Here is a 23,886-nt window from a genome sequence, read left to right as displayed (position 1 = left end):
TACCACGAATGCCGATTACGCTGCGCTGAGCGAGCATGCGTTACTTCCACTCTTTGTTATTAAGGCCACTATGATCCGCCCATTATTAATAACCGATTTGGATGCCGCCGTCGAGCTCTGGTATCAGGCATCGGTACAAGCCCACGACTTTATTCCCGCCGCCTTTTGGCATGAGCAACGGGCAGCGATGCGCGATATCTACCTGCCCGCCAGCAAGAGCTGGGGTTATGAGGAGGATGGACAGCTACTGGGCTTTATCTCCTGGTATCAGGGGTCTGTCGCCGCCCTGTTTATCTCCCCAGATCACCAATCACACGGGCTGGGTCGCCAACTGCTCGAACACCTAAAAGCCCAATATGATCGACTCGAGTTGACGGTCTACGCCGAAAATGAGCAGGCGCGGCGCTTCTATTCCCGCAACGGTTTCAAAGAGGGTGAGCAGCAGTTGTGCGAGCATAGCGGTCACCCCGAGCTGGTGATGCATTGGCAACGAGGATAAGCGGGTCGCCCATAGCGATGGCGAGCACGCTTTGCCTGTTTTGTGGCCGCCTTGAATGCCATGGCGGCATTCTCTACAATGACCCACTTTTTATTCATTTCGGGTTATATCGATGAGCGATACCAGCACCAAACCGGCTCTGCCGGATCACCTCTCCTGCAATCCCCGCAGCCCTCACTATGTGGCCGCCTGCTTCGAGCACCCGATCGGTATTCGCCTGAACGGCAAAGAGCGCACCGATGTCGAGGAGTACTGCATCAGCGAAGGTTGGGTGAAGACCCCCTCCCCCAAGGCGCTGGATCGCCGTGGTCAACCCATCCTGATCAAGCTCAAGGGCACCGTTGAAGCCTTCTACAGCTAATCAGCGCGCTGCTGCTTGATAAACAACAAGGCCACCCTCGCGGTGGCCTTGTTGTTTCCGGTATTGGTGCTGGCGTCAGCGCTAGCTAAGCGGCAGCCACCAGCCCACATTTCTCGCAGAGCGACTCTTATACCCCCAGCCGATCGCGCAGGGTGTACCAGGCGGCGCCCGCGGCGGTGAAGGGGATACGGAACAGGCGGCCACCCGGGAAGGGGTAGTGCGGCAGTTTGGCAAAGGCATCGAAGCGCTCCGCCTGACCGCTCAGCACCTCGGAGAGCAGTTTGCCCGCCAGATGGGTACAGGTGACGCCGTGGCCGCTGTAGCCCTGCATGTAGTAAATGTTGGGGCCGATGCGACCAAACTGCGGCAACCGTGACAGGGTGAGCAGGAAGTTGCCGGTCCAGGTGTACTCCACCTTGACGTCGGCCAGTTGCGGGAAGGTTTTCAGCATCTTGGGGATGATCAGCCGCTCGATATCCGCCGGATCCCGCGCCCCATAGACCACGCCGCCGCCATAGAGCAGCCGGTGATCGCCAGAGGTACGGTAGTAGTCGAGCAGGTAGTTGCAATCCTCCAGACAGTAGTTCTGCGGCAGCAGTGAACGGGCCCGCTCCTCTCCCAGTACCTCGGTGGCGATCACCTGGGTACCGCAGGGCATGCTCTTGCTGGCCAGTTCCGGCACCAGATTACCGAGGTAGGCATTGCCCGCCACCACCACAAAGCGCGCCTTCACCGCCCCCTTGGCGGTCTTGACCAGTGCGGGCTGACCCGGAGTGATGCTGGTGACGGCGGATTGTTCGAAGATCTGCCCACCCTGGATGCGGATCGCTTCCGCCTCCCCCAACGCCAGATTGAGCGGGTGAATATGGCCGCCGCTCTTGTCGAGCAGGGCGCCGACATAGCGATCGCTCGCGACCACCTCGCGCACCCCCTTGGCATCGAGCAGCTCCAGCTGGTCGTTGCCCCACTTCTGCCAGCGGGCGTATTGGGATTTGAGCTCGTGCAGCTGCTTCTCGGTCTCGGCGGCAAAGACGCCCCCCTCCTGCAGATCGCACTGGATGTTGTAGCGCTTGATCCGCTCGCGGATGATCTGTCCCCCCTCAAACAACATGGAACCGAGCAGCCTGGCCTGATCCGGCGGGCAGTTCGCTTCTATGGTGTCGATGTCGCGGCTGTAGGAGTTGACGATCTGGCCACCGTTGCGGCCGCTGGCGCCAAAGCCGACACGGGCGGCCTCCAGCACCACCACCTTGTAGCCCTTCTCTACCAGATGCAGCGCGCTGGAGAGGCCGGTATAACCCGCCCCGATGACGCAGACATCGCACTCCAGCTGTTCGGTCAATGTCGGGTAGGGCGCGTGTTTATTGGCACTGGCTGCGTAGTAACTGTTTACATGTTCGGTCATGATCCCTGTTTCCTTACCGGTTCGGTTGCCAAACTACTGTCAGGATTAAAAGCTCGCTGGGGTGTGGGCGCTGACGATGCGACAGGTCTCCCCCGACGGATTGCTGAAGCTGTGGGGCTCGCCGGTGTCGATCACATAGCTGTCGCCCGCCTCCAGCTGATAACTCTGGCCCGCCACCGTCAGGATCACCGACCCCTCCAGCACGGTGCCGACCTCTTCCCCCTGATGGGTCACCTGACCGCCGGTGTTGGTGCCGGGGGGATAGGTCTCCAGCATAAAGCCGAGCTGGCGGCGGTTGTTGCCGTTGTGCACCAGCTTGAGGGAGACCCCCTGGCTGCCCAGCTCGATCAGCTGATCAGCCTTGATCACCACCTCCGGAGTGCGGCTCTCCTCCTCGGCGAAGAAGCGCGACAGCGGCAGGCCATAGATGGTGAGCAGCTTTTGCAGGGAGGCGACCGAGGGGCTCACCTTGTCCTGCTCGATCATGCAGATGGCGCCATGAGTCAGGCCGCTCAACTCGGCCGCCCGCCGCTGGGAGAGCCCCAGCTGATGGCGTACCGCCGCCAGCCGTTCCCCCATGGTGCGCGCCCCGGCGTCAGTCCCGCTCAACAGTCGAGCCACGCTCTCCCGGCTCTGTGGCCCGCTCATGAAAGGCCCCCTGCTGCGCCATGTTTGCATCCTTGCATCATCAGCCTCTCCTGCTTGCGCGTGATCGCATCGGATCAAGCGCAGCCTGTTTACCCTGCTGGTTAAAATAGCCAACCAGCTTTCCCTTGCCGTTCACTATGTTACACAGCACAGCCGTTCATTATTTTGCACACCTGATTTACCATCCCCCGGTCGTCTGCCCACTTGCAGCCTGCAAGCGAACCGGAGAAAGCGCGCTACACAGCCCATTTTCTAGCATGGCGCCCCCCAGCAATTCAAATATATTTAACACTTGAAAAACATTTCAGCTCAAATTATGGTCTTCCTGTGCTTATTATTTTATACGGCAGCGGCGCAGGAAGGGTCGGCTCACTCCGGCAACCAGCTGCTCTGACCCACAATCGAGGCTTCTCATGTCAGGAACAACATCCCACTCCAGCTTGATCACATCCCGCGCCTATATAGATGGACAGTGGTGTGAGGCCGCCAGCGGCCGCACCTTCGAGGTCACTAACCCCGCCAGCGGTGCCGTCATTACCCAGGTGCCCGACATGGATGCCGAAGATACCCGCCGCGCCATCGCGGCCGCCCACGCGGCGCAACCCGCCTGGGCGGCATTGACTGCCAAGGAGCGCAGCAACAAGCTCTACGCCTGGTTTGCCGCCATCACAGCCCACAGCGACGAGCTGGCCCGCATCATGACCTGCGAGCAGGGCAAGCCGCTGGCGGAAGCCAAAGGGGAAGTGGCCTATGGCGCCAGCTTTATCCAGTGGTTCGCCGAAGAGGGCAAGCGCGCCTATGGCCGCACCATCCCGGGCTTTAGCGGCGATCGCCGGTTGGCCACCATCAAGCAGCCGGTGGGCGTGGTCGCCGCCATCACTCCGTGGAACTTCCCCATTGCCATGATCACCCGCAAGGCGGGCCCGGCTCTGGCCGCCGGTTGCACCATCGTCATCAAGCCTGCCGCCGAGACCCCGCTCTGCGCGCTGGCACTGGCGCTGCTTGCCGAGCAGGCGGGTATCCCCGCCGGTGTCATCAATATCGTCACCAGCCATCAGGCGAGCGCGGTGGGCAACGAGCTGTGCAGCAATCCGGTGGTGCGCAAGCTCTCCTTCACCGGCTCCACCCGCATCGGCAAACTGCTGATGCGCCAGTGCGCCGACACCATGAAGAAGCTGTCGCTGGAGCTGGGTGGCAACGCCCCCTTTATCGTCTTTGACGACGCCGACCTCGACGCCGCGGTGGCAGGGGCGCTCGCCTCCAAATACCGCAACGCCGGGCAGACCTGCGTCTGCGCCAACCGCATTCTGGTGCAGGCCAGTGTCTATGACGCCTTCGCCGAGAAGCTGACCGCCGCCGTTGCCGCCTTCAAGGTGGGAGATGGCATGGCAGAGGGCACCCAGATCGGCCCGCTCATCAACCCCGCCGCCGCCAGCAAGGTGGCCGATCTGGTGCAGCAATCGGCCGCCGCCGGTGCCGAAGTGCTGCTGGGGGGCGAAGCCCATCCCGCTGGCCCCCTCTTCTACCGCCCCACCATTCTGGGCAAGGTGGATAAAACCAACCCCATCCTGCAGGAGGAGATCTTCGGCCCGGTGGCCCCGCTGGTGCGCTTCGAGACAGAAGCCGAGGCCATCGCCATTGCCAACGACACCCCTTATGGCCTGGCCGCCTACTTCTATGGCCGCGATATCGCCCGGGTGTGGCGCGTCGCCGAGCAGCTGGAGTACGGCATGGTCGGCATCAACGAGGGGATCATCTCAACCGAGCTGGCTCCCTTTGGCGGCATCAAGGAGTCGGGGTTGGGCCGGGAGGGTGCCGCCGAGGGGCTGGAGGAGTATCTGGAGACCAAATACCTCTGCTTTGGCGCCATTCGCTAGGGCAGCAACAGAGAGACAAGGCGCCGCCGAACTGGCCCGATGGGCTGATCGGCGGTGATGGGCGCCAAAACGCCTGCCACATTTTCAGGGAATATCGGGGGCTGCGGCCCCTCAGGGAGGAAAGATGAGTCAGTCAGAATCAAACAAGGCGTGGCAAGCGCGCCGCGAAGCGGCCGTGGTCAACGGCGTTGGCACCCTGCTGCCGGTCTTTATCGACCGGGCGCAAAATGCCGAGCTGTGGGATGTGGAGGGCAACCGCTATATCGACTTTGCCTCCGGCATCGCCGTGCTCAACACCGGTCACAACCACCCCAAAGTGGTGGCGGCGGTGCGTGAACAGCTGGAAAAATTCAGCCACACCTGCTTTCAGGTTACCCCCTACCCCGGCTATATCGAGCTTGCCGAGAAGCTCAACGCCCTGGTGCCCGGCCCGACCCCGAAGCGCACCCTGTTTCTCTCCACCGGCGCCGAAGCGGTCGAGAACGCCATCAAGATTGCCCGCGCTCACACCGGTCGCAGCGGCACCATCGCCTTCAAGGGGGGCTTTCACGGCCGCACCATGATGGGGATGGCACTCACCGGCAAGGTGGTCCCCTACAAGACCGGCTTTGGCCCCTTCCCGGGGGAGGTCTACCACATCCCCTTCCCCGCCGACTATCTGGGGGTAAGTGAAGAGGATGCCCTGCACGCCCTCGAGCTCTGCTTCAGTGCAGATATCGAGCCGAGCCGGGTAGCCGCCATCATCATCGAACCGGTGCAGGGGGAAGGGGGCTTCTATCCCGCCTCCCCAAGCTTTATGCAGAAGCTGCGCAGCGTCTGCGACCAGCACGGCATTCTGCTGATCTGCGACGAGATCCAGAGCGGTTTTTGCCGCACCGGCAAAACCTTCGCCACCGAATATGCCGGCATCGAGCCGGACATCATGACGTTGGCCAAGAGTCTGGCGGGGGGCTTCCCTCTCTCGGCGGTGGTGGGCAAGGCAGAGATCATGAACGCAGCCAAGCCGGGTGGTCTGGGTGGCACCTATGCCGGTTCCCCCATCGCCTGCGCCGCTGCGCTGGCAGTCTTGCAGGTGATCGACGAGGAGAAACTTAACCAGAAAGCGCTGGATCAGGGGGAGCAGATCAAGGCGGGGCTGGAACGCATAGCCGAGCGTTTTGACTGCATAGGTCAAATTCGCGGCCCCGGTGCCATGGTGGCCATGGAGCTGGTGAAACGGCGTGATGCCAGCCAGCCCGATCCCGACCTCACCAAACGTCTGGTGGCCGAGGCGGGCAAACGCGGTCTGGTCCTGCTCTCATGCGGGGTGCGCGCAAATGTCATCCGTTTTCTCGCCCCCCTGACAGCCCCTGCGGCAGTGATTGACGAGGGGCTGCAACTCCTTGAAAAATCACTGGAGGCCGTGCTGGCCTGACCAGCAGGAAAGTGACCACTTACCTGTGCAAATAAATGCAATTTTGCCCCCTTTTTTTCTTGTCAAGGGGGCCCTGCAAATGCACAATGCGCCGCCACTGAAAGAACCGATGTAAAACAATGGCATCGGTTCTTTTTTAGACAGTGAACAAACCCATAAACGAGGCCGGATCACCCCCGGAAAAGATAGCGAGATTGGCAGCAGTCTCCCGACACCAAGTCTAGTGAGGAACAACATGGGGCATCTCAATGCTTTCCAACCGGCCATGGCCGGTGTGCGCCGCCCTGGCGCCCTTGATTCCCGGGCCTCTCTCCCGGTTTCGTTGATGGACCGTGCCACTCTGGCACTGCATGAGGAACATGCATAATGGCGGCCCAGCAGGTTGGTCTGAAAAAGACCCTCAAACTGTGGCAGGTCGTGGTTATGGGACTGGCGTACCTCACCCCCATGGCGGTGTTCGACACCTTCGGCATCGTTACCGAAATCACCGAAGGCCATGTGCCGACCGCCTACCTGTTTGCCCTCATCGGCATGCTGTTCACTGCCCTGAGCTACGGCCATCTGGTGCGCAAGTTCCCGTCAGCCGGCTCCGCCTATACCTATGCCCAGAAGGTGTTTCACCCCTACGTCGGCTTTATGGTGGGCTGGACCTCCCTGCTCGACTACATGTTCATGCCGATGATCAACATGCTGCTGGCCAAGATCTATCTGGAAGCCCTCTTCCCGAACGTGGAGCCCTGGACCTATATCTTCGGTCTGGCGGCGGTGATGACCGCCCTCAACCTGCGCGGCATCAAGCTGGTGGCCAACTTCAACAGCCTGATCGTGGTGATGCAGTTCAGCATCATCGCCATCTTCATCGGCCTGATCGCCTGGGGCGTTCACAATGGTGAAGGGTTGGGTACCGTGGCCAGCAGCCGTCCCTTCTTCTCCGAGCAGATCCAGGTGTCACCGCTGCTGATGGGGGCCTCCATCCTCTGTCTGTCGTTCCTCGGTTTTGACGCCATCAGTACCCTGTCGGAAGAGACCCCGGACGCGGATCGGGTGATCCCCCGCGCCATCGTGCTGACGGCGCTGATCGGCGGTGTGCTGTTCGTCACCACCTCCTACTTCCTGCAGCTCTACTTCCCGGACATCTCCCGCTTCCAGCATCCGGATGCGGTACTGCCGGAGATCGCCCTCTATGTCGGCGGCAAGCTGTTCCAGGCGGTGGTGCTGGTCTGCACCACAGTAGCGGTACTGGCCTCGGGGCTCGCCTCCCACGCTGGTGTATCGCGCCTGCTCTACGTGATGGGTCGTGATCGCGCCCTGCCCGCCCGCTTCTTCGGCTACATCCATCCGAAGTGGCAGACCCCGGCGTTCAACGTGCTGCTGGTCGGCCTGCTGGCCCTCTCTGCGGTGTCGCTGGATCTGGAGATGGCGCTGGCGCTGATCAACTTTGGCGCCCTGGTGGCCTTCACCTTCGTCAACCTGGCGGTGATTGCCCACTTCTATGTGAAGCTGGGCCGCAACAAGTGTCTCAAGGACCACCTGATGTATCTGCTGCTGCCGCTCTGTGGCGCCGCCTGCATCGGGGTACTGTGGCTCAACCTCGAGCCCTCCTCCTTCGAGCTGGGGCTGATCTGGGCGGCGCTGGGGGCCATCTACCTGTTCCTGCGCCTCACCGTGTTCCGCATCCCGCTGCATACCGCCGACAAGGTGGAGATCGCCCAGTAACCGCTGGCACCCCTCCCCCCGATAGCGAACAAGGAGCCTGCGGGCTCCTTGTTGTTTTTGCGGTGCGCTGGTGGCCAGCAGCACGGGTTGCCAGAAATGCGGTTTCTGCAGGAAGTGTGACTGATTTCAAATAACTACCCAGCCGGGCTGCTCGCCGTGCCATGGCCCGAGCCGCGTCGCCTTCTATCCTCAGTCATTAATGTGAATGGATATGCAGCCACTCTTTATCCACTTCAACCCCTCCCATCCCCCGCCAGCCGATAAGTTCGCTGGACTCGAGCCTGGGGGGACGCCGGCAAATATGATCAGGATCAATGTTGAGGCGCTATGCACCCTGCAGCCCCGATTTGCCGATTTTTCATACGCCATGACAGGGTTCTCTTCCCCCCCGAAAAAGGGGGAGCGGCTCGGGGACAGCTGCAGGGGGCGAGTGACCACTTACCTGCTCCGTGCGTATGCAAAAAAATGCGTTAATCCGCCCTTTTTTGCTTGTCAAGGGGGCTGACCGAATGCACAATACGCCGCCAATAAAGGACCGATGTTCACTGCGACATCGGTTTTTGTATTTTTGAAGTGCAGTACAAACCCACCACAAGAGGCCGGAACGTTTCCGGAAGTGATATTCGAGATTGCCAAACAATCTCCCGACGTTGAGAGGATAACAATGGGGCGTTTTAATGCTTTCCTGCCGGTACAGCCCGGTATGCGCCTCCCCGGCGCCCTTGATGTACAGGCTTGCGAATCCATCGTATCCCTGCGCTCGTTGCAAGCACGTGCTGCGGCACTGATTGAGGAGAAAGCGTAATGGCATCGCAAAACGCCAAGCTGCTCAAGACCCTTACCCTGACACAGGTGATTGTGATGGGTCTGGCCTATCTGACCCCCATGGCTGTCTTCGACACCTTCGCCATCGTCGGTGACATCACCGATGGCCGGGTCGCCACCGCCTATCTGCTGGCTCTGGGTGGCATCCTGCTCACCGCTTTCAGCTACGGACATCTGGTACGCAAGTTCCCCTCTGCGGGCTCTGCCTATACCTATGCCCAGAAGGTGTTCAACCCCTACGTCGGTTTCATGGTCGGCTGGTCATCCCTGCTCGACTACATGTTCATGCCGATGATCAACATCCTGCTGGCCAAGATCTACCTGACCGCCATGTTCCCGGGCGTTGAGCCCTGGGTGTTCATCTTCGGTCTGGTGACCGTGATGACCTTCCTGAACCTGCGTGGCATCAATCTGGTCGCCAACTTCAATGGTCTGATCGTGGTGATCCAGCTGGCCATCATCACCCTCTTTATCGGCCTGATGGCGTGGGGCATCTACCACGGTGAAGGGGCTGGCACCCTGATGAGCAGCCGTCCGTTCCACTTCGAGTCAGCACAGCTGGTACCGCTCTTTACCGGTGCGACCATCCTCTGCTTCTCGTTCCTGGGCTTTGACGGTCTGAGTTCCCTCTCTGAAGAGACTCCGAACGCTGGCAAGGTGATCCCCAAGGCGATCGTGCTGACGGCCCTTATCGGCGGCATCATCTTCGTGGTGGTCTCCTACTGCCTGCAGCTCTACTTCCCGAGCCTTGCCCGCTTCCAGCATCCGGATGCGGTACTGCCGGAGATCGCCCTCTACGTTGGCGGCACCTTCTTCCAGTCCGTGGTGCTGGTCTGCACCACGGTCGCGGTACTGGCCTCCGGCATGGCGGCTCACGCCGGTGTGTCGCGCATCCTCTACGTGATGGGGCGTGACCGCATGATCCCGGAGCGGGTGTTTGGCTACATCCACCCGAAATACCGTACTCCGGCCATCAACGTGCTGATGGTGGGCGGTCTGGCCCTCTCCGCCGTGTCGTTTGATCTGGATACCGCGCTGGCGCTGGTCAACTTCGGCGCTCTGGTGGCGTTCAGCTTCGTCAACCTGTCGGTGATCGGTCAGTTCTGGGTGCGCGAGAAGCGCAACAAGACCCTCAAGGATCACGTCATCTACCTGTTGATGCCGTTGCTCGGTGCCGCCACCATCGGTGCTCTGTGGATCAACCTGGAGCAGAGCTCGCTGGAGCTGGGTCTGATCTGGGCGGGCCTCGGTGCAACCTATCTGTTCCTGCGTCTGGCGGTGTTCCGCATCCCGTTCCGTCAGTACGAGGAAGCGGCTGACGCCTGATCCTTTGCGGATAACGGATAGACAGAAGGGGAGCCACGGCTCCCCTTCTTGCTATTTGACGGGCTGAATATGGGGCTCGACTATTGCCACTCTCCCGCACTTGCTTGGTCGGCAAGGAACAGACAGGGCGGATGGCGTCACCAGCCATATCTCTCGCCATCCCCATCATCTATTGGCGAACAAACCACCAACGCAAGTCATAAAACCATCATAAAAGTGTCACCTTGTCATATTTCTGTCATTAACCACTGATTAAATGCGCGGGTCATCAACAACCCAAGACGGAACGACCGTCTCAAGAGGCTTTATGCAACACCATCACTCCTTGTCACAGCCGCCCGCGACCCGCGCCCTGTTCAACTGGATGAGTGTCATCGTACTGGTCTACCTGATCCTGGTTGCCGTGGGCGCCATCTCCCACGGCTTCAAAGATTTTTCCGGCGGTGCCGAGGGCGCAGCCCAGATCTTCGCCTTTGCCAACAACCCCTTTGTCGCGCTGCTGCTGGGTATTCTCGCTACCGCGCTGGTGCAATCCTCCAGCACCGTCACCTCGGTGATCGTCGGTCTGGTGGCTGGCGGCCTGCCCATCAGCATGGCCATCCCCATGGTCATGGGTGCCAACCTCGGCACCACCATCACCAACACCATCGTCTCCATGGGCCATGTGCGGGATCGCGCCGAGTTCCGCCGCGCCTTCGCCGCCGCCACCGTGCACGACTTTTTCAACCTGCTGGCGGTGTTCATCTTCCTGCCGCTGGAACTGATGTTCGGCCTGCTGCAACATAGCGCCGAGTGGCTGGCCAACCTGCTGGTAGGCTCCGCCAACATGTCGATGAAGGGCATGGATTTCATGAAGCCGCTGACCGCACCGGCCCAGCAGCTGATTGACAGCGCTGTCGCCTTCCTGCCGGGCAAGGGCGCCGCCATCGCGACCATCATCATCGGTATCCTGCTGATCCTCGCTTGCGTCACTTATCTGGGCAAAGTGCTGCAACAGGTACTGGTTGGCCGTGCCAAAGAGGTGCTGCACAAGGCGCTGGGCCGTGGCCCGCTGACCGGCATTACCTCCGGTGCGCTGGTGACCATCATGGTGCAATCCTCCTCCACCACCACCAGCCTGATGATCCCGCTGGCCGGCGGCGGCGTGTTCAGCACCCGTCAGCTCTACCCCTTCACCCTGGGGGCCAATATCGGCACCACCATCACCGCCCTGCTGGCTGCCACCGCCATCAGCGGAGCCGGTGCCCAGCTGGCCCTGACCATCGCGCTGGTCCACGTGCTGTTCAACCTCTTTGCCGTGGTCATCATCTATGGCATCCCCTTCCTGCGCGACCTGCCGGTGCGCGCCGCCGAGGGGCTGGCCCGGGTCGGCAGCGAGAACAAACTGCTGGCTCTGGGTTATGTGACGGGTCTCTTCTTCGCCCTGCCCGCCCTGATGATGGTGGCCGCCAAGTAAGCGCCGCCGCCATGACGAGGGGCGAGTCACCGACTCGCCCCTTTTTGCGTCTGCGTCTCCGAGCTTTGCCTGCCCGCTCACATCCTCCCGCCCTGTGGCTCGCCATCAGGGGCTGTGCGCGATAAGATGGCGCCCTCATTGCACTTTTTACATTTCATGGAACAGGAAAAACCGATGAAATTCATACTGATCGCGCTGCTCATCGCCGGTGTGGCCTACTACTTCTACTCCAGCAGCAACAACAAGAAGCTGGCGGCCGACAACGTGCGGATTGGCGCCGAGTTCCTCGCCAGCAACAAGGAGAAGCCGCTGGTGACCACCACCGCCTCCGGCCTGCAGTACGAAGTGCTGACCCCAGGCACCGGCACCGTTCACCCCACCGCCACCAGCAAGGTGAAGGTGCACTACGAGGGCAAGCTGCTGGACGGCACCGTCTTTGACAGCTCGGTCGCCCGTGGCGAGCCCATCGAGTTTGGCCTCAATCAGGTGATTGCCGGCTGGACTGAAGGGGTGCAACTGATGGTGGAAGGTGAGAAGACCCGTTTCTACATCCCCGCCAACCTCGCCTACGGCGACCGCGCCGCAGGCAAAATCCCGCCGGGATCCGTGCTGATTTTTGACGTAGAGCTGCTGGGTATCCAGTAACTGCGCAGGATGCTCCAGTGGCAATATCCCACTGCGCGCCCGTGCCGATCTTTGACGTGGAGCTGTTGGGTATCCAGTAAGTGCTCCGTCACGCTCCATCAACAACAAGGCCAGCATTATGCTGGCCTTGTTGTTATGGGAACCTTACTCCCCCTTGGCGATCCCTTCCCGGCGCGGATCCGCTGCGCCAAACCAGCCGCCAGCGTTTCGCTCAACCCCCTGCAGGCCGGAAGTTTGTTCATTTAGCACCACCTCGTGTCCCCTCTCCTTCAATCCCTCGACCACCGACATGGGGGTGCGCCCCGCTTCCAGCTCGGTGGGGCCGTTGCGGCTGCCAAAGTTGGGCAGGTTGATGGCCTGTTGCAGGTTCAGGCCCCAATCCTGAGTGCCGAGCAGGGTCTTGCCCACGTAGTTGATGATGGCGGAGCCCCCCGGCGAGCCCAGCGTCATGGTCAGCTCGCCGCTTGGCTTGTCAAACACCAGCAGGGGTGACATGGAGGAGCGGGGCCGCTTGCCCGGCTCCACCCGGTTTGCCACCGGCAGACCGGCAGCATCCACCGAGGTGAAGGAGAAATCGGTGAGCTGGTTGTTGAGCAGGTAGCCGTTGACCATCTGACGCGATCCGAAACCATCCTCGATGGAGCTGGTCATGGAGATAGCCATCCCCGCCTTGTCGACGATCGAGACATGGCTGGTAGAGGGGAGTTCCGGAGTCGCATCCTGGCCCCGCGCCAGCGCCAGTGGCGGCGTACCGGGCTTGGCAATCCCCATGGAGTGCTGACCGACAAGTTTGCCGCGCTCGGCCAGATAGCCCTTGTCCAGCAACCCCTGCACCGGCACGCTGACAAAATCGCTGTCGGCGACGTACTGGTTGCGATCGGCGAAGGCGAGACGCGCCGCTTCGCTGTAGAGGTGGATAGCCTCGCTGGAAGCTGCCAGTCCCCCCTCCTTCGTGGTGATCGGCTTGAGGGCCGCCATATCACGGCTCTCCAGCATGCCGAAGATCTGGCCGAGTGCCAGGGTGCCGGACGAGGGAGTGGGAAAGCCGCAGATCTTGCTCTGGCGATAGTCAAAACAGAGGCCATCACGCACTTTGGCCTGATAGCTGGCCAGATCGGTGGCCGCCAGAACCCCGGGATTGGTGGGATGCTGGCGAACCTTGGCCACCATGGCATCCGCCAGTGGCCCCTGATAAAAGGCATCCGCCCCCTCTGTAGCCAGAGTGCGCAGCACCTTGGCCAGCGCCGGGTTGGTCAGCTGGGTACCCGCCGTTTTGGGGCTGCCATCCGCCTGATAGAAGTAGGCTCGCGCCTGCGGATCCCGTGCCAGATAGGGATCCCTAGCCAGCAATGTGGCCAGCCGTGGACTAATCACAAATCCTTGTTCTGCCAGCGTGATGGCAGGCTCGAACAGCGCAGCCCAGGGCAACTTGCCATAACGCTGATGGGCCAGTGCCAGCGCGCGCAGGGTACCGGGAACGCCGACCGAGCGGCCCCCGACCACCCCGTCATAAAACGCCAGCGGCTTGCCATCTTGCATAAACAGCTGGTCGGTGGCAGCGGCCGGCGCCGTCTCGCGACCATCCACCGCACTCACCTTGCGGCCATCCCACACCAGCAGCAGGGTCCCGCCACCGATCCCGGAGGATTGCGGCTCCACCAGCGTCAATACCAGCTGCACCGCAATGGCGGCATCGACGGCACTGCCACCGGCCTTGATGATCTGGTAGCCCGCATCCACCGCCAGCGGGTTGGCGGCCGCCACCATGAAGTCATGGCCCTGCCAGCCCTGTTTGTCGGTCCAGCCACTGGCGGCTTCCGGCGCGATCAGGGTCTGGGCTGGCGGGGTGTAGTGAAAGCCGTTGTCACTGGCACAACCGGCCAGCAGGGCAAGGGCGATAGCCAGCCCCAGAGGTTTGCGCAACATGACACTCTCCTTGTCTGTTTTATGACCATAAAGAGGGACTATGTCACGATTGGCGCTGACAGCTCAAGTTATTGAACAAGATCAATATCTTACTTATCTATCAATAATGGCTATCCGCAATAGATATAAAAAAACCGCCCGAAGGCGGCTTTTACGATGGGATGGCAGAGGCCAAACAGGCGCAAGTCCGGTTAGATGGACTGCTCTTCGCCACCCAGGGCGGCAAACAGCGCCGGGATAAACTGGGACAGCTCGGCGGTGACCAGCGCGAAGTCCGCATCCAGACGGGCGGCCGGATCTTCGCTGGTGACGTCGTCGTTCTGTTCGCGCAGCTCTTCGCTGAATTTCAGACGCTTGATAGAGAGATCATCCCCCAGCACGAAGCTGACGGTCTCGCCCCAGTTGAGGGCCAGCTTGGTCACCAGCTTGTCATTGGCCAGGTGGTTCTTGATTTCATCCGTCATCAGATCCTGCTGCTTGCAGCGGATGATACCGCCGTGCTCCATGGCACTGCGCAGCTCGGCTTCGTCTTCCAGCGTGAAGGAGGCGGGCAGGTTGCCCTCGTTCAACCACTCGGTCATGGTGATCTCGGGCGGGTTCTTGAGAGCCACCGGCACCACTGGCAGAGAGCCGATGGATTTGCGCAGCAGCGCCAGCAGGTCGTCCGCCTTCTTGGCAGAACCTGCATCCACCACCATCAAATTGTCGGCCGGATTGATCCAGGCGAAGGTCTGGCTGGTACGACTGAAGGCACGGGGCAGCAAGGTGTGGAGGATCTCCTCTTTCAACGCCTCCTTCTCTTTCTTCTTGAGGGCACGCCCCTGCTCGAACTCGATCGCCTCTACCTTCTCGGCCAGCATCTCCTTGACCACGGTACCGGGCAGCATCTTCTCCTCTTTGCGGGCGCAGATGAGGATGTGGCCGGAGGCAGAGTGGGTCAGGGTTGAGCCGAATTTGCCAAGGGGCTTGACCCACCCGAAACGGGAGATGTCCTGACTGCCGCAAGGGGTGAAGGCACAGGCTTCCAGCTGGGTTTCCAGCTGATCCACGGTCAGGTCAAAGGGGCGGGTAAAGCGATAAATCTGCAGGTTTTTAAACCACATGGCGTCCTCGGTCTCTAGATTGTCCGGCGGGCATTGTACTAGAGAGGCGCTTTGTGATCAGCCAATCATTCTCGCTAAATAAAGGGCGATCGACCTCACAGGGTCTCATTTATGTCACCAGTTTGTTCATCAAGTTCTCCTAGACTGCGAAAGTAAATTGTTAATAAGGATGAAGGTATGTTGCGGCCCAGTCGCCCGGAAGACATGGAAGAGATCGTCGAAATCTGGTTGCTGGCCTCCCTGCAGGCCCACGATTTCGTCGATGCCTCCTGCTGGTGGCAGGCCCAGGAGGATCTGCGTACCCGCTATCTCGATCGCGCCGCCATCTGGGTGTTCGAGGAGCGTGGCGATCTGCTCGGTTTCATGGCGATGGTGGACAACTATCTCGCCGCCCTCTTCGTACGCCCCGACCGTCAGGGCCGCGGCGTTGGCCATGCCCTCTTGCAGGAGGCCAAGCGTCAGGGGGCGTCACTCCACGCCCGGGTCTTTGTCGAGAATGATCAGGCGGTGCGTTTCTATCGCCGCCACGGCTTCGTTATCGAGGCCGAGGAGTCCGATCCCCTTACCGGCCACCCCCAATACCGGATGTGCTGCGAACCTGCCTGAATCGATGCCAGCCCCCTGTTTTACTTGAAAAAAGCACGGGGCATCCTCATCTTGTCTCCATCGGGTGCCACAGGCACCGTCCCTGCAACCGGGCTGCTTTCCAATGAAAATCCTCCATACCGCCGACTGGCATCTTGGCCATCAACTCCATGGTCATGACCGCCGTTTTGAACACGATGCCTTCCTCGACTGGCTGAGCGACACCCTCAAGGCGCGCGAGATCGACGCCCTGCTGGTGGCGGGCGATCTGTTTGATACCGCCAACCCCCCCGCCAGTGCCTGGCAACAGCTCTACCGTTTTCTTGCGCGGCTGCGCGCCGAGATGCCCCACCTCAACATGGTGCTGATCGGCGGCAACCACGACTCCCCCTCCAAGCTCGATGCCCCACACGAACTGCTGCGCGCCTTTGATCTGCATCTGGTGGGCAGCATCAGCCGCGACAGTGAGGGCAAGCTCGAGACCGACCGCCTGCTGGTACCGCTGCAAGACCGGGAGGGCAACATTGCCGCCTGGTGTGCCGCCGTGCCGTTCCTGCGCAGCAGCTATCTGCGGGTGGAACAGCTGGCTGAGGGGCAGGACAGACTGATCGAAGGGGTTCGACAGGTCTACGCCGAGGTGCTGGCCGAAGGGCGCGCTCGCTGCGGGGAGGCGCTGCCGCTCATCGCCATGGGCCACGCCTATCTGGCGGCGGGCCAGCTCTCGGAGCTGTCGGAGCGGCGGGTGCTTGGCGGCAACCAGCACGCCCTGCCCGCCGAACTCTTTGCCGGTGCAGACTACACGGCGCTCGGCCACCTCCATCTGGCCCAGAGCCCGGCCGAGGGGGTGCACTACAGCGGCTCGCCGCTGCCGCTTTCGCTCGCCGAAGCCAACTACAACCATCAGGTGCTGGAAGTGACCTTTGCAGAAGACAAACTGACCGGATTGGAGCGGATCCCGGTGCCCCGCGCGGTGGAGATGATCCGCCTGCCCCAGAGCACCCTCGACGACGCACTCAAAGCCATCGCTTCGCTCGAGCTGCCTGCTTGTCCACAAGAGGCACAACCTTTCCTCGAAGTGCGACTGCTGCTGCCCAAGCCCGAGGCCCGCATCCGCGAACGGATTCTCGCCGCCATCGCAGACAAACCGGTGCGTCTGGCCCGCATCAGCACCCAGTATCAGGGCTCGGGCGAAGGGCTGGCCGATGGTCGCGAGCGGCGCAGGCTCGATGAGCTCTCCCCCACCGAGGTGTTTCGCCTCTGCTATCAGCGCCAGTTTGAAGGGGAGCCCGAGGCTGGGCTGGTTGCCTCGTTTGAAGAGATCCTGGAGCAGGTGAAGGAGTCAAACCAATGAAAATCTTGTCTCTGTCAGGTGAGAATCTGGCCAGTCTGACCGGCCCCTTCACCATCGACTTTACCAGGGGGGCGCTCGGCGCCGCCGGTCTGTTTGCCATCACCGGCAATACCGGCGCGGGCAAGAGCACATTGCTCGATGCCATTTGTCTGGCCTTATACGACGAGATGCCGCGCTTTATCGCCAATCGCAAGAACGTGGCCGAAGTGGGCCGCATGGATGATGAAGAGAAGCTCAAGGCCAACGACGTGCGCGGCATCCTCAGTCGCGGCCACGCCAGCGGTTTTGCCGAGGTGCAGTTTCGTGGCTGCGATGGTCGCATCTGGCTGGCCCGCTGGGCGGTGCGCCGGGCGCGAAACCGCTCGGAGGGGCGTTTTCAGGCGCAGGAGCGAACCCTGACCGATGTGGAGTCCGGGCAGGTCTTCTCCGGCAGCAAGCGGGAGCTGCAGGATCGCATCGACGAGCTGGTGGGACTCTCCTGGGAGCAGTTTCGCCGCGCGGTGATCCTGCCGCAGGGGGAGTTTGCTGCCTTCCTCAAATCGGACGCCAACGAGCGCTCCGCCCTGCTCGAACGGATGACCGGCACCGAGCTCTACTCCGCCATCTCCATCCAGACCTATGAACGGGCGCGCGAAGAGCAGCAGAAGCTGGCCACCATCGCCCAGCGCCTCGGCGACGTGGCGCTGATGGACGAGGCAACCCGCGAGCATTGGGTAAGCCAGCAGGTGAGCCTCTCCACCACCCTCAAGCACGAGCAGCAACAGCAGCTGCTGATGCAGGACTTGCGCGACCTCAACAGCCGCATTGCCGCCCAGCTGCAGGGCTGCGCCGAGGGACAGGCGGCGCTCGATGCCGCCCTGCAGGCCCACGGCGCCGCGGCCCCCGAGCGCGAGGAGTTCGCTCGTGCCGAACAGGCCCAGGTGGCCCGAGCAGATCACGACGAGCTGGCCCGCCTCACCCTTGAGGTACAGCAGCAGGAGAAGGTGATCGCCGAGCTGGGGCCGGAGCTGGCCAAACTCGAGGAGCAGACCCAGCAGAGCGCGCTGACCGAGCAGCAGCTGCTGGCGGAGAAGATCGCCGCCGAACGGGAATGGGGCGCCCTGCAACCCGAACTCAAGCGGGCACAAGAGCTCGATACCCGCATCAGGGAGAAAGTGCAGCAGTTGCAGAAGATCCAGCAGGAGGGGGCACAGGAGCGAGAAGTGCAACTCACGCTGGAGCAGGGCTGGCGCGAGCAAAGCCGACAGGTGGAGCTGCTCAAGCAGCAGCACCAGCAGTGGGGCCTTTGGCTCGAAGAGCACAAGGAGCTGGCACCGGTGGCCCGCCAGTGGCAGCCCCTGCTCACCGCCATGCAGGATTGGGCCGAGGATGCCGACAAGCTGCAACAGCTGCTCACCCTGCGGGATCACAAGCTGCGCGCCCTGCAGCAGTTGCAGCGCCAGCTGGAGCAAGGCCAGCAGGAGCGAGACTACTGGCAACATGAACAAGCTCGGCTGCAACAGCAACAGAACGAGTTGCAGGAGCAGCAGTGGGAGAGCCGCCTCGCCAAGGCGCAGGAGCAGTGGCAGCAGAAGACTGAACAACTGGGTCAGCTGCGCCAGCTGCTGGAGCTGGCCGATTATGGCCGCAACCACGGCGAGCAGCATGGCCGCTTGCAGCAGGAGATTGCCCAGCTGGAGCAAGCGCTGGGCAAGCTAGCCACCCTTGGCGAAGAGCTGGCCCCCGCCCGCGAGCGGCTCGCCCTGCAGCGGGATGAAGCGCGCCACGCGCTGGAGCAGTCCCGCGCCATCGCCAGCTTCGAGCAGTATCGCCATATCCTGAGCGATGGCGAACCTTGCCCGCTGTGCGGTTCCGGGGAGCACCCCTACAGCCAGAGCCAGCCACAGGTGGCTGGCATTCTTGGTCAACTGGCGGAACGGACCCGCAGTCTGGAGCTGGAGTGGGAGCGGCTCAACCATCAGTACATTCAGTGCGAGAGCGAGCGTCAGGAGCTGGCCCGCCAGCTGGCGGTGCGTCAGCAACATCTGCCGGAGCTGGAAACCCGCGCCGAGCAGCTGACCCAGCGCTGGCAACAGCTGGGGGGCGATACCCTGCTGGGCCATCCGCTGCCGCTGCGCCAGAGCCCCATTGAGTGGAACGAGCTGATGAGCACCCTGCTTGGCCGTGGTCAGGCGCTGGAGCAAGGGTTGGCCCAGAGCCAGCAGCAGCTGCGTCAGGCCCAGCTTGGCCAACAACAGCTGCAAGGGGTGCGTCAACAACTGAGCCAACTGGCTGCCCAGCACCAGCAGTTTGACCAGCAGTGGCAAGAGGCCGACCGCCAGCGCATCGCACTGGAAGGGGAAGTGAAGGGGATGGGCGAGCAGGAGGCGACCCTGCGCCAGCGCCTTGAGCAAGGCGCCCACCGCCTCGACGAGCAGATGGGCGGCCAACCGTGGCGCCAATGGCTCGGCAGCCAGCAGTGGCACGAGTGGCAGCGAGCCTGCGAAGCCTGGCTGCACGGCCAGAGCGAGTGGGAGCGTCTGGCCAGCGAGATCGCCAGCCTAACCCCGGCACTAAGTGCGCAGGAGGCACGCCTGCAGACCCAGCGCGAGCTGCTGCACAAACTCGAGCGGGACTACAAGGAGCACGAACAGCAACGGCAGGGGCTGCTCACCAGCCGCAGCGGTTGTCTCGGTGGCGAGGAGATCCCGCTGGTCGAGAGCCGCTGGCAACAGCGGCTGCAACAACTCGCCAGCGAACTGGAGCTGATGCAAAGCGGCGGCCGTGCTCTGCGGGAGCGGCAGACTGAACTCAAGACCCGCCTCACCCATGTGGAGCAGGAAAAGCAGACCAGCAGCCGCCGCAAGCGGGAGGTGCTAGGCCGCTGGGCCGCCCACGCCAGTACCCTTGGCATCGCCGAGTACGACCTTCGCCGCCTGCTCGCCATCAGCCCCGATGAACTCAAGGCTCGCCGCTCTGCCCTGCAAGGGTTGGAAGATGCCCTTGGCGAGGCGCGCACCCGCCTTGCCGAGCGGCAACGGGCGCTGGCACTGGAGGAGAGCAAGCGGGATCGCTATCGCGAGCATCACCCCGAGCTGGCTGCCCTGCCGGATGCAGAGCTGAGCGAGCAGCTGGTGGCGCTCGATGCCCGCTGTCGCGCCCTTGAAGAGCAGCTGTTCGAGTGCAAGAGCAAGCTGGCACAGGCCGAAGCAGCCGCTCTCAAGGCAGGCAGCCTGCAACAGGAGCTGGCCGCCCAGCAGGCGGTGGCCGACCACTGGCAGCAGCTGTGCGATCTGATCGGGCAGGCCAACGGCGCCAAGTTCCGCACCTTCGCCCAGAGCCTCACCCTCGAGCGTCTGCTGCTGGAGGCCAACGCCCAGCTCGCCGAGCTATCGCCGCGCTACCGGCTGGAGCGGGTACCCGGCACCGATCTGGCGCTACAAGTGGTGGATCTCGACATGGGGGACGAGGTGCGTTCGGTGGACTCCCTCTCCGGTGGCGAGAGTTTTCTGGTGTCGCTGGCGCTGGCGCTGGCCCTCTCCAGCCTCTCGTCACGGCAGACCCAGGTCGAGTCGCTGTTTATTGACGAAGGGTTTGGCACGCTCGATCCAGACAGTCTGGATCTGGCGCTTTCCAGCCTCGACTCCCTGCAGGCCGCCGGTCGCCAGATCGGGGTCATCTCCCACGTCCAGACGCTGGTGGAGCGGATCGGCGTGCAGATCAGGATCGAAGCCCTCGGCGGTGGCGAGAGCCGGGTAGTGGTCCCCTGAGTAGCATCAGCTCAATCACCAGTACCATCGGCTAAATCACTACACCGTAAATAACAAGACCCCGCCAATTGGCGGGGTCTTGTTGAGAGGCTATCAGCCGAAGCGGTAGGCGCCCATATAGAGGCTGCCGCCATCCCAGCTCTCGTGCAGCCGGGTCGGTGCCACACCATCGGCCGCCCCCAACGCCACAAAGAGCGGGCGCAGGTGGTCATCGTGGGGATGGGACTCCACTGCTCCGGGAGCCAGCCGACGATAATCGAGCAGCGCCAGCCGATCCTCGTCGGCCATCTTCTGCTCCAGCCAGTCGACAAACTGGCTGGCCCACTCCGGCACTGGCGAGCCTTCCGGTGCCAGCGCCCGCAGGTTGTGGGTAATGGCGCCAGAGGCGAGGATGCCAATCCCCTGACTGCGCAGCGCCCCCAATACCTCTCCCAGTTGCCACAACTGGGCCGGGGTGAAGCTGGCGGGAATGGAGATCTGCACCAGCGGGATCTCGCTGTTTGGGTCGATCAGGGAGAGCGGCGACCAGACCCCGTGATCCAGCTCGCGCCGCACCGGGGTGGCGGTCAGTCCGGCCAGTGCCAGCTGGTCGCTCACCCCTTGTTGCAGCCACTCGGGGCTGCTGGCAGGCCAGCGCATCCGGTAGAGGGGCTCGGGAAAGCCGTAAAAGTCGTACATCAAGGCCGGTTTGGGCTCGACGTTGATCTGCAGCTCGCGGCTGAACCAGTGGGCGGAGATGACCACCAGCCCCTTGAGCTCACCCAGACGCAGGGTTCGCAGAAAGCGGGTGGCGGGTTGCTCACGCAGCACCAGATCCGGTGCGCCGTGAGAGATAAACCAGACGGGGGCGAGGGACATAAAGCAGACTCCAACAAAGTATCAGGGCGCGATACCAGAGGGGATATCGCTGTTGGAATCGATTATCCCCCTGCCATTAAAGGTGAACAATCCAGCAAGATAGATAAGAACTGTCAACCAATGGTTGATAATTTCACGCCTTCACGACAGGTAATCGGCAATAGATATCAAGGCTGCGGCGCATCCGGCAGCGGTCGGGCTGCACGAAGCGCCATCCGGGTCGCTGCACTGTGATCCTGCCACTCTCGCCACGCCAATCCCTCGGCGGCCGCCTCCCCTTTCACTGGGAGGGAGAAAATCGCCAGCAGTCGCGCATTATCAGGCCAGTAGCGGGCTGGCAGTGTCTGAACCAGCAGCAGGGCGGCGCCCAGCAAGAGCAGAGCCCATCCGGTTTCATGGCTGTTTTTCATCCCGGCCTCCTTCACCCGTGCGCCAATGAACTAACATTTTTGCGCAAGCCGGTGACAAGACGGTGACAGCGGACGGGTGGTCATTTTACAACATCTGAACCTCAACCCGGCCAAACAACCACAGATGGCAACATTTGTATCCCTTCAGCCCGAACCTGTGGCCGTATGCTCTAAAATGTGACTCACAGGAAAACGTTATCCCTGAAAAGAAAACGTTATCTGGTCAAAACGTTGTTTCTGGATCATAAAAAGATTCCAAAAACTGGTGTATATTGCTCGGCGGAAATTCCTTAACCATGAAGATTGACATGAAAAAGACCAAAATTGTCTGCACCATCGGTCCGAAGACCGAATCCAAAGAAATGCTGGCCAAAATGCTGGACGCCGGCATGAACGTCATGCGCCTGAACTTCTCCCACGGTGACTACGCCGAGCACGGCAGCCGCATCAGCAACCTGCGCGCTGTAATGGCCGAGACCGGCAAGCACGCAGCTATCCTGCTGGACACCAAGGGTCCGGAAATCCGTACCATGAAGCTGGAAGGCGGCAACGACGTCGCGCTGGTCGCTGGCCAGACTTTCACCTTCACCACCGACCAGACCGTGGTTGGCAACAAAGACAAAGTGGCCGTGACCTATGCAGGTTTCGCCAACGATCTGCGCGTCGGCAACCGCATCCTGGTTGATGACGGCCTGATCGGTCTGGACGTTATCGAAATCACCGAGCGCGAAGTTATCTGTAAAGTGCTGAACAACGGTGACCTGGGCGAGAACAAAGGCGTTAACCTGCCGGGCGTCTCCATCAAGCTGCCGGCCCTGGCCGAGAAAGACAAGCGCGACCTGATCTTCGGTTGCGAGCAAGGCGTTGATTTCGTTGCGGCTTCTTTCATCCGCAAGAAAGAAGACGTTCTGGAAATCCGTGAGCACCTGAAAGCCCACGGTGGCGAGAACATCCAGATCATCTCCAAGATCGAAAACCAGGAAGGTCTGGACAACTTCGACGAGATCCTGGCTGTTTCCGACGGCATCATGGTTGCTCGTGGCGACATGGGTGTAGAGATCCCGGTTGAAGAAGTTATCTTCGCCCAGAAGATGATCATCGCCAAGTGCAACAAAGCCCGCAAAGTGGTTATCACTGCCACCCAGATGCTGGACTCCATGATCAAGAACCCGCGTCCGACCCGCGCCGAAGCTGGTGACGTGGCCAACGCCATCCTGGACGGTACCGACGCAGTGATGCTGTCCGGTGAATCCGCCAAGGGTAAGTACCCGCTGGAAGCCGTGACCATCATGGCCACCATCTGCGAGCGTACCGATGCCGTGATGCCGTCCAACCTGTCTGCAGCCAACGACAGCAACAAGCTGCGCATCACCGAAGCCGTATGTAAAGGCGCCGTAGAGACCTCCGAGAAGCTGGACGCCCCGCTGATCGTAGTCGCTACCGAAGGCGGCAAATCTGCCAAGGCCATTCGCAAGTACTTCCCGAAAGCCTGGATCCTGGCTATCACCACCAACAAGAAAACTGCTGCCCAGCTGGTTCTGACCAAGGGTGTGGTTGCTCACGTGGTTGACAGCATCGCCTCTACCGACGATTTCTATCGCATCGGTAAAGAAGCCGCGCTGGAAATCGGCATGGGTCTGAAAGGTGACGTAGTTGTGATGGTCTCCGGTGCTCTGGTACCGAGCGGCACCACCAACACCGCTTCTGTTCACGTTCTTTAATCAGAGCTGAA

Annotated in this window: 19 protein-coding genes; 13 read left to right on the top strand and 6 right to left on the bottom strand. The window is 61.7% G+C overall.

All coding sequences use genetic code 11. The features are described 5' to 3' along the window. Both AB5Y86_RS09675 and AB5Y86_RS09670 read left to right on the top strand, forming a co-directional pair. Nucleotides 1–499 (top strand): N-acetyltransferase (locus AB5Y86_RS09675; RefSeq protein WP_368192757.1); only part of this gene is annotated, 499 nt, incomplete at its 5' end. A gap of 112 nt (nucleotides 500–611) precedes the next feature. Further along, nucleotides 612–860, top strand: a complete 249-nt coding sequence (locus AB5Y86_RS09670) for a DUF3297 family protein (protein ID WP_368192755.1) — start codon at nucleotides 612–614, stop codon at nucleotides 858–860. Nucleotides 861–987: 127 nt separating this feature from the next. Here AB5Y86_RS09670 and AB5Y86_RS09665 read toward each other — a convergent pair whose 3' ends face one another. Continuing rightward, entirely contained in the window at nucleotides 988–2,265 is a 1,278-nt protein-coding gene (locus AB5Y86_RS09665; protein WP_064336976.1) for an FAD-binding oxidoreductase, read from the bottom strand. 45 nt (nucleotides 2,266–2,310) lie between these two features. Continuing rightward, the gene (puuR, locus tag AB5Y86_RS09660; protein ID WP_368192752.1) at nucleotides 2,311–2,913 is read right to left on the bottom strand and encodes an HTH-type transcriptional regulator PuuR; all 603 of its coding nucleotides are present in this window, start codon (nucleotides 2,911–2,913) and stop codon (nucleotides 2,311–2,313) included. Nucleotides 2,914–3,326: 413 nt separating this feature from the next. On the opposite strand from puuR, the gene AB5Y86_RS09655 reads away from it, so the two are divergent. The 7 genes from AB5Y86_RS09655 to AB5Y86_RS09625 all read left to right on the top strand — a co-directional run bounded on the left by AB5Y86_RS09655 (nucleotide 3,327) and on the right by AB5Y86_RS09625 (nucleotide 12,172). Then, complete coding sequence (locus AB5Y86_RS09655) at nucleotides 3,327–4,790, top strand: NAD-dependent succinate-semialdehyde dehydrogenase (protein WP_368192750.1); 1,464 nt, start codon at nucleotides 3,327–3,329, stop codon at nucleotides 4,788–4,790. Between the two features lie 124 nt (nucleotides 4,791–4,914). Next, nucleotides 4,915–6,204: a 4-aminobutyrate--2-oxoglutarate transaminase gene (gene gabT, locus AB5Y86_RS09650; RefSeq protein WP_040065871.1), complete on the top strand. Its 1,290-nt coding sequence runs from the start codon at nucleotides 4,915–4,917 to the stop codon at nucleotides 6,202–6,204. 366 nt (nucleotides 6,205–6,570) lie between these two features. Continuing rightward, nucleotides 6,571–7,920, top strand: a complete 1,350-nt coding sequence (locus AB5Y86_RS09645) for an APC family permease (protein ID WP_005359067.1) — start codon at nucleotides 6,571–6,573, stop codon at nucleotides 7,918–7,920. 538 nt (nucleotides 7,921–8,458) lie between these two features. Beyond that, nucleotides 8,459–8,725, top strand: a complete 267-nt coding sequence (locus AB5Y86_RS09640) for a hypothetical protein (RefSeq protein ID WP_021230505.1) — start codon at nucleotides 8,459–8,461, stop codon at nucleotides 8,723–8,725. Then, the gene (locus AB5Y86_RS09635; protein WP_021230506.1) at nucleotides 8,725–10,071 is read left to right on the top strand and encodes an APC family permease; all 1,347 of its coding nucleotides are present in this window, start codon (nucleotides 8,725–8,727) and stop codon (nucleotides 10,069–10,071) included. The genes AB5Y86_RS09640 and AB5Y86_RS09635 overlap by 1 nt, the downstream gene beginning before the upstream one ends. Nucleotides 10,072–10,378: 307 nt before the next feature. After that, nucleotides 10,379–11,527 carry a sodium:phosphate symporter gene (locus AB5Y86_RS09630; protein ID WP_005338243.1) on the top strand — a complete coding sequence of 383 codons (1,149 nt, stop codon included), beginning with the start codon at nucleotides 10,379–10,381 and terminating at the stop codon, nucleotides 11,525–11,527. A 174-nt stretch (nucleotides 11,528–11,701) separates the two neighbouring features. Beyond that, nucleotides 11,702–12,172, top strand: a complete 471-nt coding sequence (locus tag AB5Y86_RS09625; RefSeq protein WP_005347462.1) for an FKBP-type peptidyl-prolyl cis-trans isomerase — start codon at nucleotides 11,702–11,704, stop codon at nucleotides 12,170–12,172. 144 nt (nucleotides 12,173–12,316) lie between these two features. Here the strand turns inward: AB5Y86_RS09625 and ggt are convergent, their stop codons facing one another. Next, a complete protein-coding gene (ggt, locus tag AB5Y86_RS09620; RefSeq protein ID WP_368192749.1) occupies nucleotides 12,317–14,098 on the bottom strand; it encodes a gamma-glutamyltransferase in 1,782 nt (593 codons plus the stop codon). A 191-nt stretch (nucleotides 14,099–14,289) separates the two neighbouring features. Continuing rightward, nucleotides 14,290–15,201 carry a recombination-associated protein RdgC gene (rdgC, locus tag AB5Y86_RS09615; RefSeq protein ID WP_005347467.1) on the bottom strand — a complete coding sequence of 304 codons (912 nt, stop codon included), beginning with the start codon at nucleotides 15,199–15,201 and terminating at the stop codon, nucleotides 14,290–14,292. Nucleotides 15,202–15,378: 177 nt separating this feature from the next. Between rdgC and AB5Y86_RS09610 the strand changes: the two genes are divergently transcribed. The 3 genes from AB5Y86_RS09610 to AB5Y86_RS09600 all read left to right on the top strand — a co-directional run bounded on the left by AB5Y86_RS09610 (nucleotide 15,379) and on the right by AB5Y86_RS09600 (nucleotide 20,886). Further along, on the top strand, nucleotides 15,379–15,807 hold the full coding sequence (locus AB5Y86_RS09610; protein WP_040065867.1) for a GNAT family N-acetyltransferase: 429 nt from the start codon (nucleotides 15,379–15,381) through the stop codon (nucleotides 15,805–15,807). A gap of 103 nt (nucleotides 15,808–15,910) precedes the next feature. Further along, nucleotides 15,911–17,137 (top strand): exonuclease SbcCD subunit D C-terminal domain-containing protein, encoded by a 1,227-nt coding sequence (locus tag AB5Y86_RS09605; protein WP_368192747.1) that lies wholly within the window; start codon nucleotides 15,911–15,913, stop codon nucleotides 17,135–17,137. After that, complete coding sequence (locus tag AB5Y86_RS09600) at nucleotides 17,134–20,886, top strand: AAA family ATPase (RefSeq protein ID WP_368192745.1); 3,753 nt, start codon at nucleotides 17,134–17,136, stop codon at nucleotides 20,884–20,886. The genes AB5Y86_RS09605 and AB5Y86_RS09600 overlap by 4 nt, the downstream gene beginning before the upstream one ends. 93 nt (nucleotides 20,887–20,979) lie before the next feature. Here AB5Y86_RS09600 and AB5Y86_RS09595 read toward each other — a convergent pair whose 3' ends face one another. Together AB5Y86_RS09595 and AB5Y86_RS09590 are read right to left on the bottom strand one after the other, a co-directional pair. After that, nucleotides 20,980–21,744 carry a class III extradiol ring-cleavage dioxygenase gene (locus AB5Y86_RS09595; RefSeq protein ID WP_219263379.1) on the bottom strand — a complete coding sequence of 255 codons (765 nt, stop codon included), beginning with the start codon at nucleotides 21,742–21,744 and terminating at the stop codon, nucleotides 20,980–20,982. 167 nt (nucleotides 21,745–21,911) lie between these two features. Further along, a complete protein-coding gene (locus AB5Y86_RS09590) occupies nucleotides 21,912–22,154 on the bottom strand; it encodes a hypothetical protein (protein WP_100646456.1) in 243 nt (80 codons plus the stop codon). Nucleotides 22,155–22,462: 308 nt separating this feature from the next. Here AB5Y86_RS09590 and pykF point away from each other — a divergent pair, with 308 nt between their 5' ends. Further along, entirely contained in the window at nucleotides 22,463–23,875 is a 1,413-nt protein-coding gene (gene pykF / locus AB5Y86_RS09585) for a pyruvate kinase PykF (protein ID WP_031227651.1), read from the top strand. The last annotated feature ends 11 nt before the right edge of the window (nucleotides 23,876–23,886 follow it).

The sequence above is a fragment of the Aeromonas sp. s8 genome, from assembly GCF_040907785.1.
Taxonomy (GTDB): Bacteria; Pseudomonadota; Gammaproteobacteria; order Enterobacterales; family Aeromonadaceae; genus Aeromonas; species Aeromonas veronii.
This window is presented reverse-complemented; position numbering and strand designations above follow the sequence as displayed.

Bases quoted from the DNA above. Each gene is read 5' to 3' on its own strand.
- AB5Y86_RS09670 (WP_368192755.1), top strand. From the start codon at position 612: ATGAGCGATACCAGCACCAAACCGGCTCTGCCGGATCACCTCTCCTGC.
- AB5Y86_RS09665 (WP_064336976.1), bottom strand. From the start codon at position 2,265: ATGACCGAACATGTAAACAGTTACTACGCAGCCAGTGCCAATAAACAC.
- puuR (WP_368192752.1), bottom strand. From the start codon at position 2,913: ATGAGCGGGCCACAGAGCCGGGAGAGCGTGGCTCGACTGTTGAGCGGG.
- AB5Y86_RS09655 (WP_368192750.1), top strand. From the start codon at position 3,327: ATGTCAGGAACAACATCCCACTCCAGCTTGATCACATCCCGCGCCTAT.
- gabT (WP_040065871.1), top strand. From the start codon at position 4,915: ATGAGTCAGTCAGAATCAAACAAGGCGTGGCAAGCGCGCCGCGAAGCG.
- AB5Y86_RS09645 (WP_005359067.1), top strand. From the start codon at position 6,571: ATGGCGGCCCAGCAGGTTGGTCTGAAAAAGACCCTCAAACTGTGGCAG.
- AB5Y86_RS09640 (WP_021230505.1), top strand. From the start codon at position 8,459: ATGTTCACTGCGACATCGGTTTTTGTATTTTTGAAGTGCAGTACAAAC.
- AB5Y86_RS09635 (WP_021230506.1), top strand. From the start codon at position 8,725: ATGGCATCGCAAAACGCCAAGCTGCTCAAGACCCTTACCCTGACACAG.
- AB5Y86_RS09630 (WP_005338243.1), top strand. From the start codon at position 10,379: ATGCAACACCATCACTCCTTGTCACAGCCGCCCGCGACCCGCGCCCTG.
- AB5Y86_RS09625 (WP_005347462.1), top strand. From the start codon at position 11,702: ATGAAATTCATACTGATCGCGCTGCTCATCGCCGGTGTGGCCTACTAC.
- ggt (WP_368192749.1), bottom strand. From the start codon at position 14,098: ATGTTGCGCAAACCTCTGGGGCTGGCTATCGCCCTTGCCCTGCTGGCC.
- rdgC (WP_005347467.1), bottom strand. From the start codon at position 15,201: ATGTGGTTTAAAAACCTGCAGATTTATCGCTTTACCCGCCCCTTTGAC.
- AB5Y86_RS09610 (WP_040065867.1), top strand. From the start codon at position 15,379: ATGTTGCGGCCCAGTCGCCCGGAAGACATGGAAGAGATCGTCGAAATC.
- AB5Y86_RS09605 (WP_368192747.1), top strand. From the start codon at position 15,911: ATGAAAATCCTCCATACCGCCGACTGGCATCTTGGCCATCAACTCCAT.
- AB5Y86_RS09600 (WP_368192745.1), top strand. From the start codon at position 17,134: ATGAAAATCTTGTCTCTGTCAGGTGAGAATCTGGCCAGTCTGACCGGC.
- AB5Y86_RS09595 (WP_219263379.1), bottom strand. From the start codon at position 21,744: ATGTCCCTCGCCCCCGTCTGGTTTATCTCTCACGGCGCACCGGATCTG.
- AB5Y86_RS09590 (WP_100646456.1), bottom strand. From the start codon at position 22,154: ATGAAAAACAGCCATGAAACCGGATGGGCTCTGCTCTTGCTGGGCGCC.
- pykF (WP_031227651.1), top strand. From the start codon at position 22,463: ATGAAAAAGACCAAAATTGTCTGCACCATCGGTCCGAAGACCGAATCC.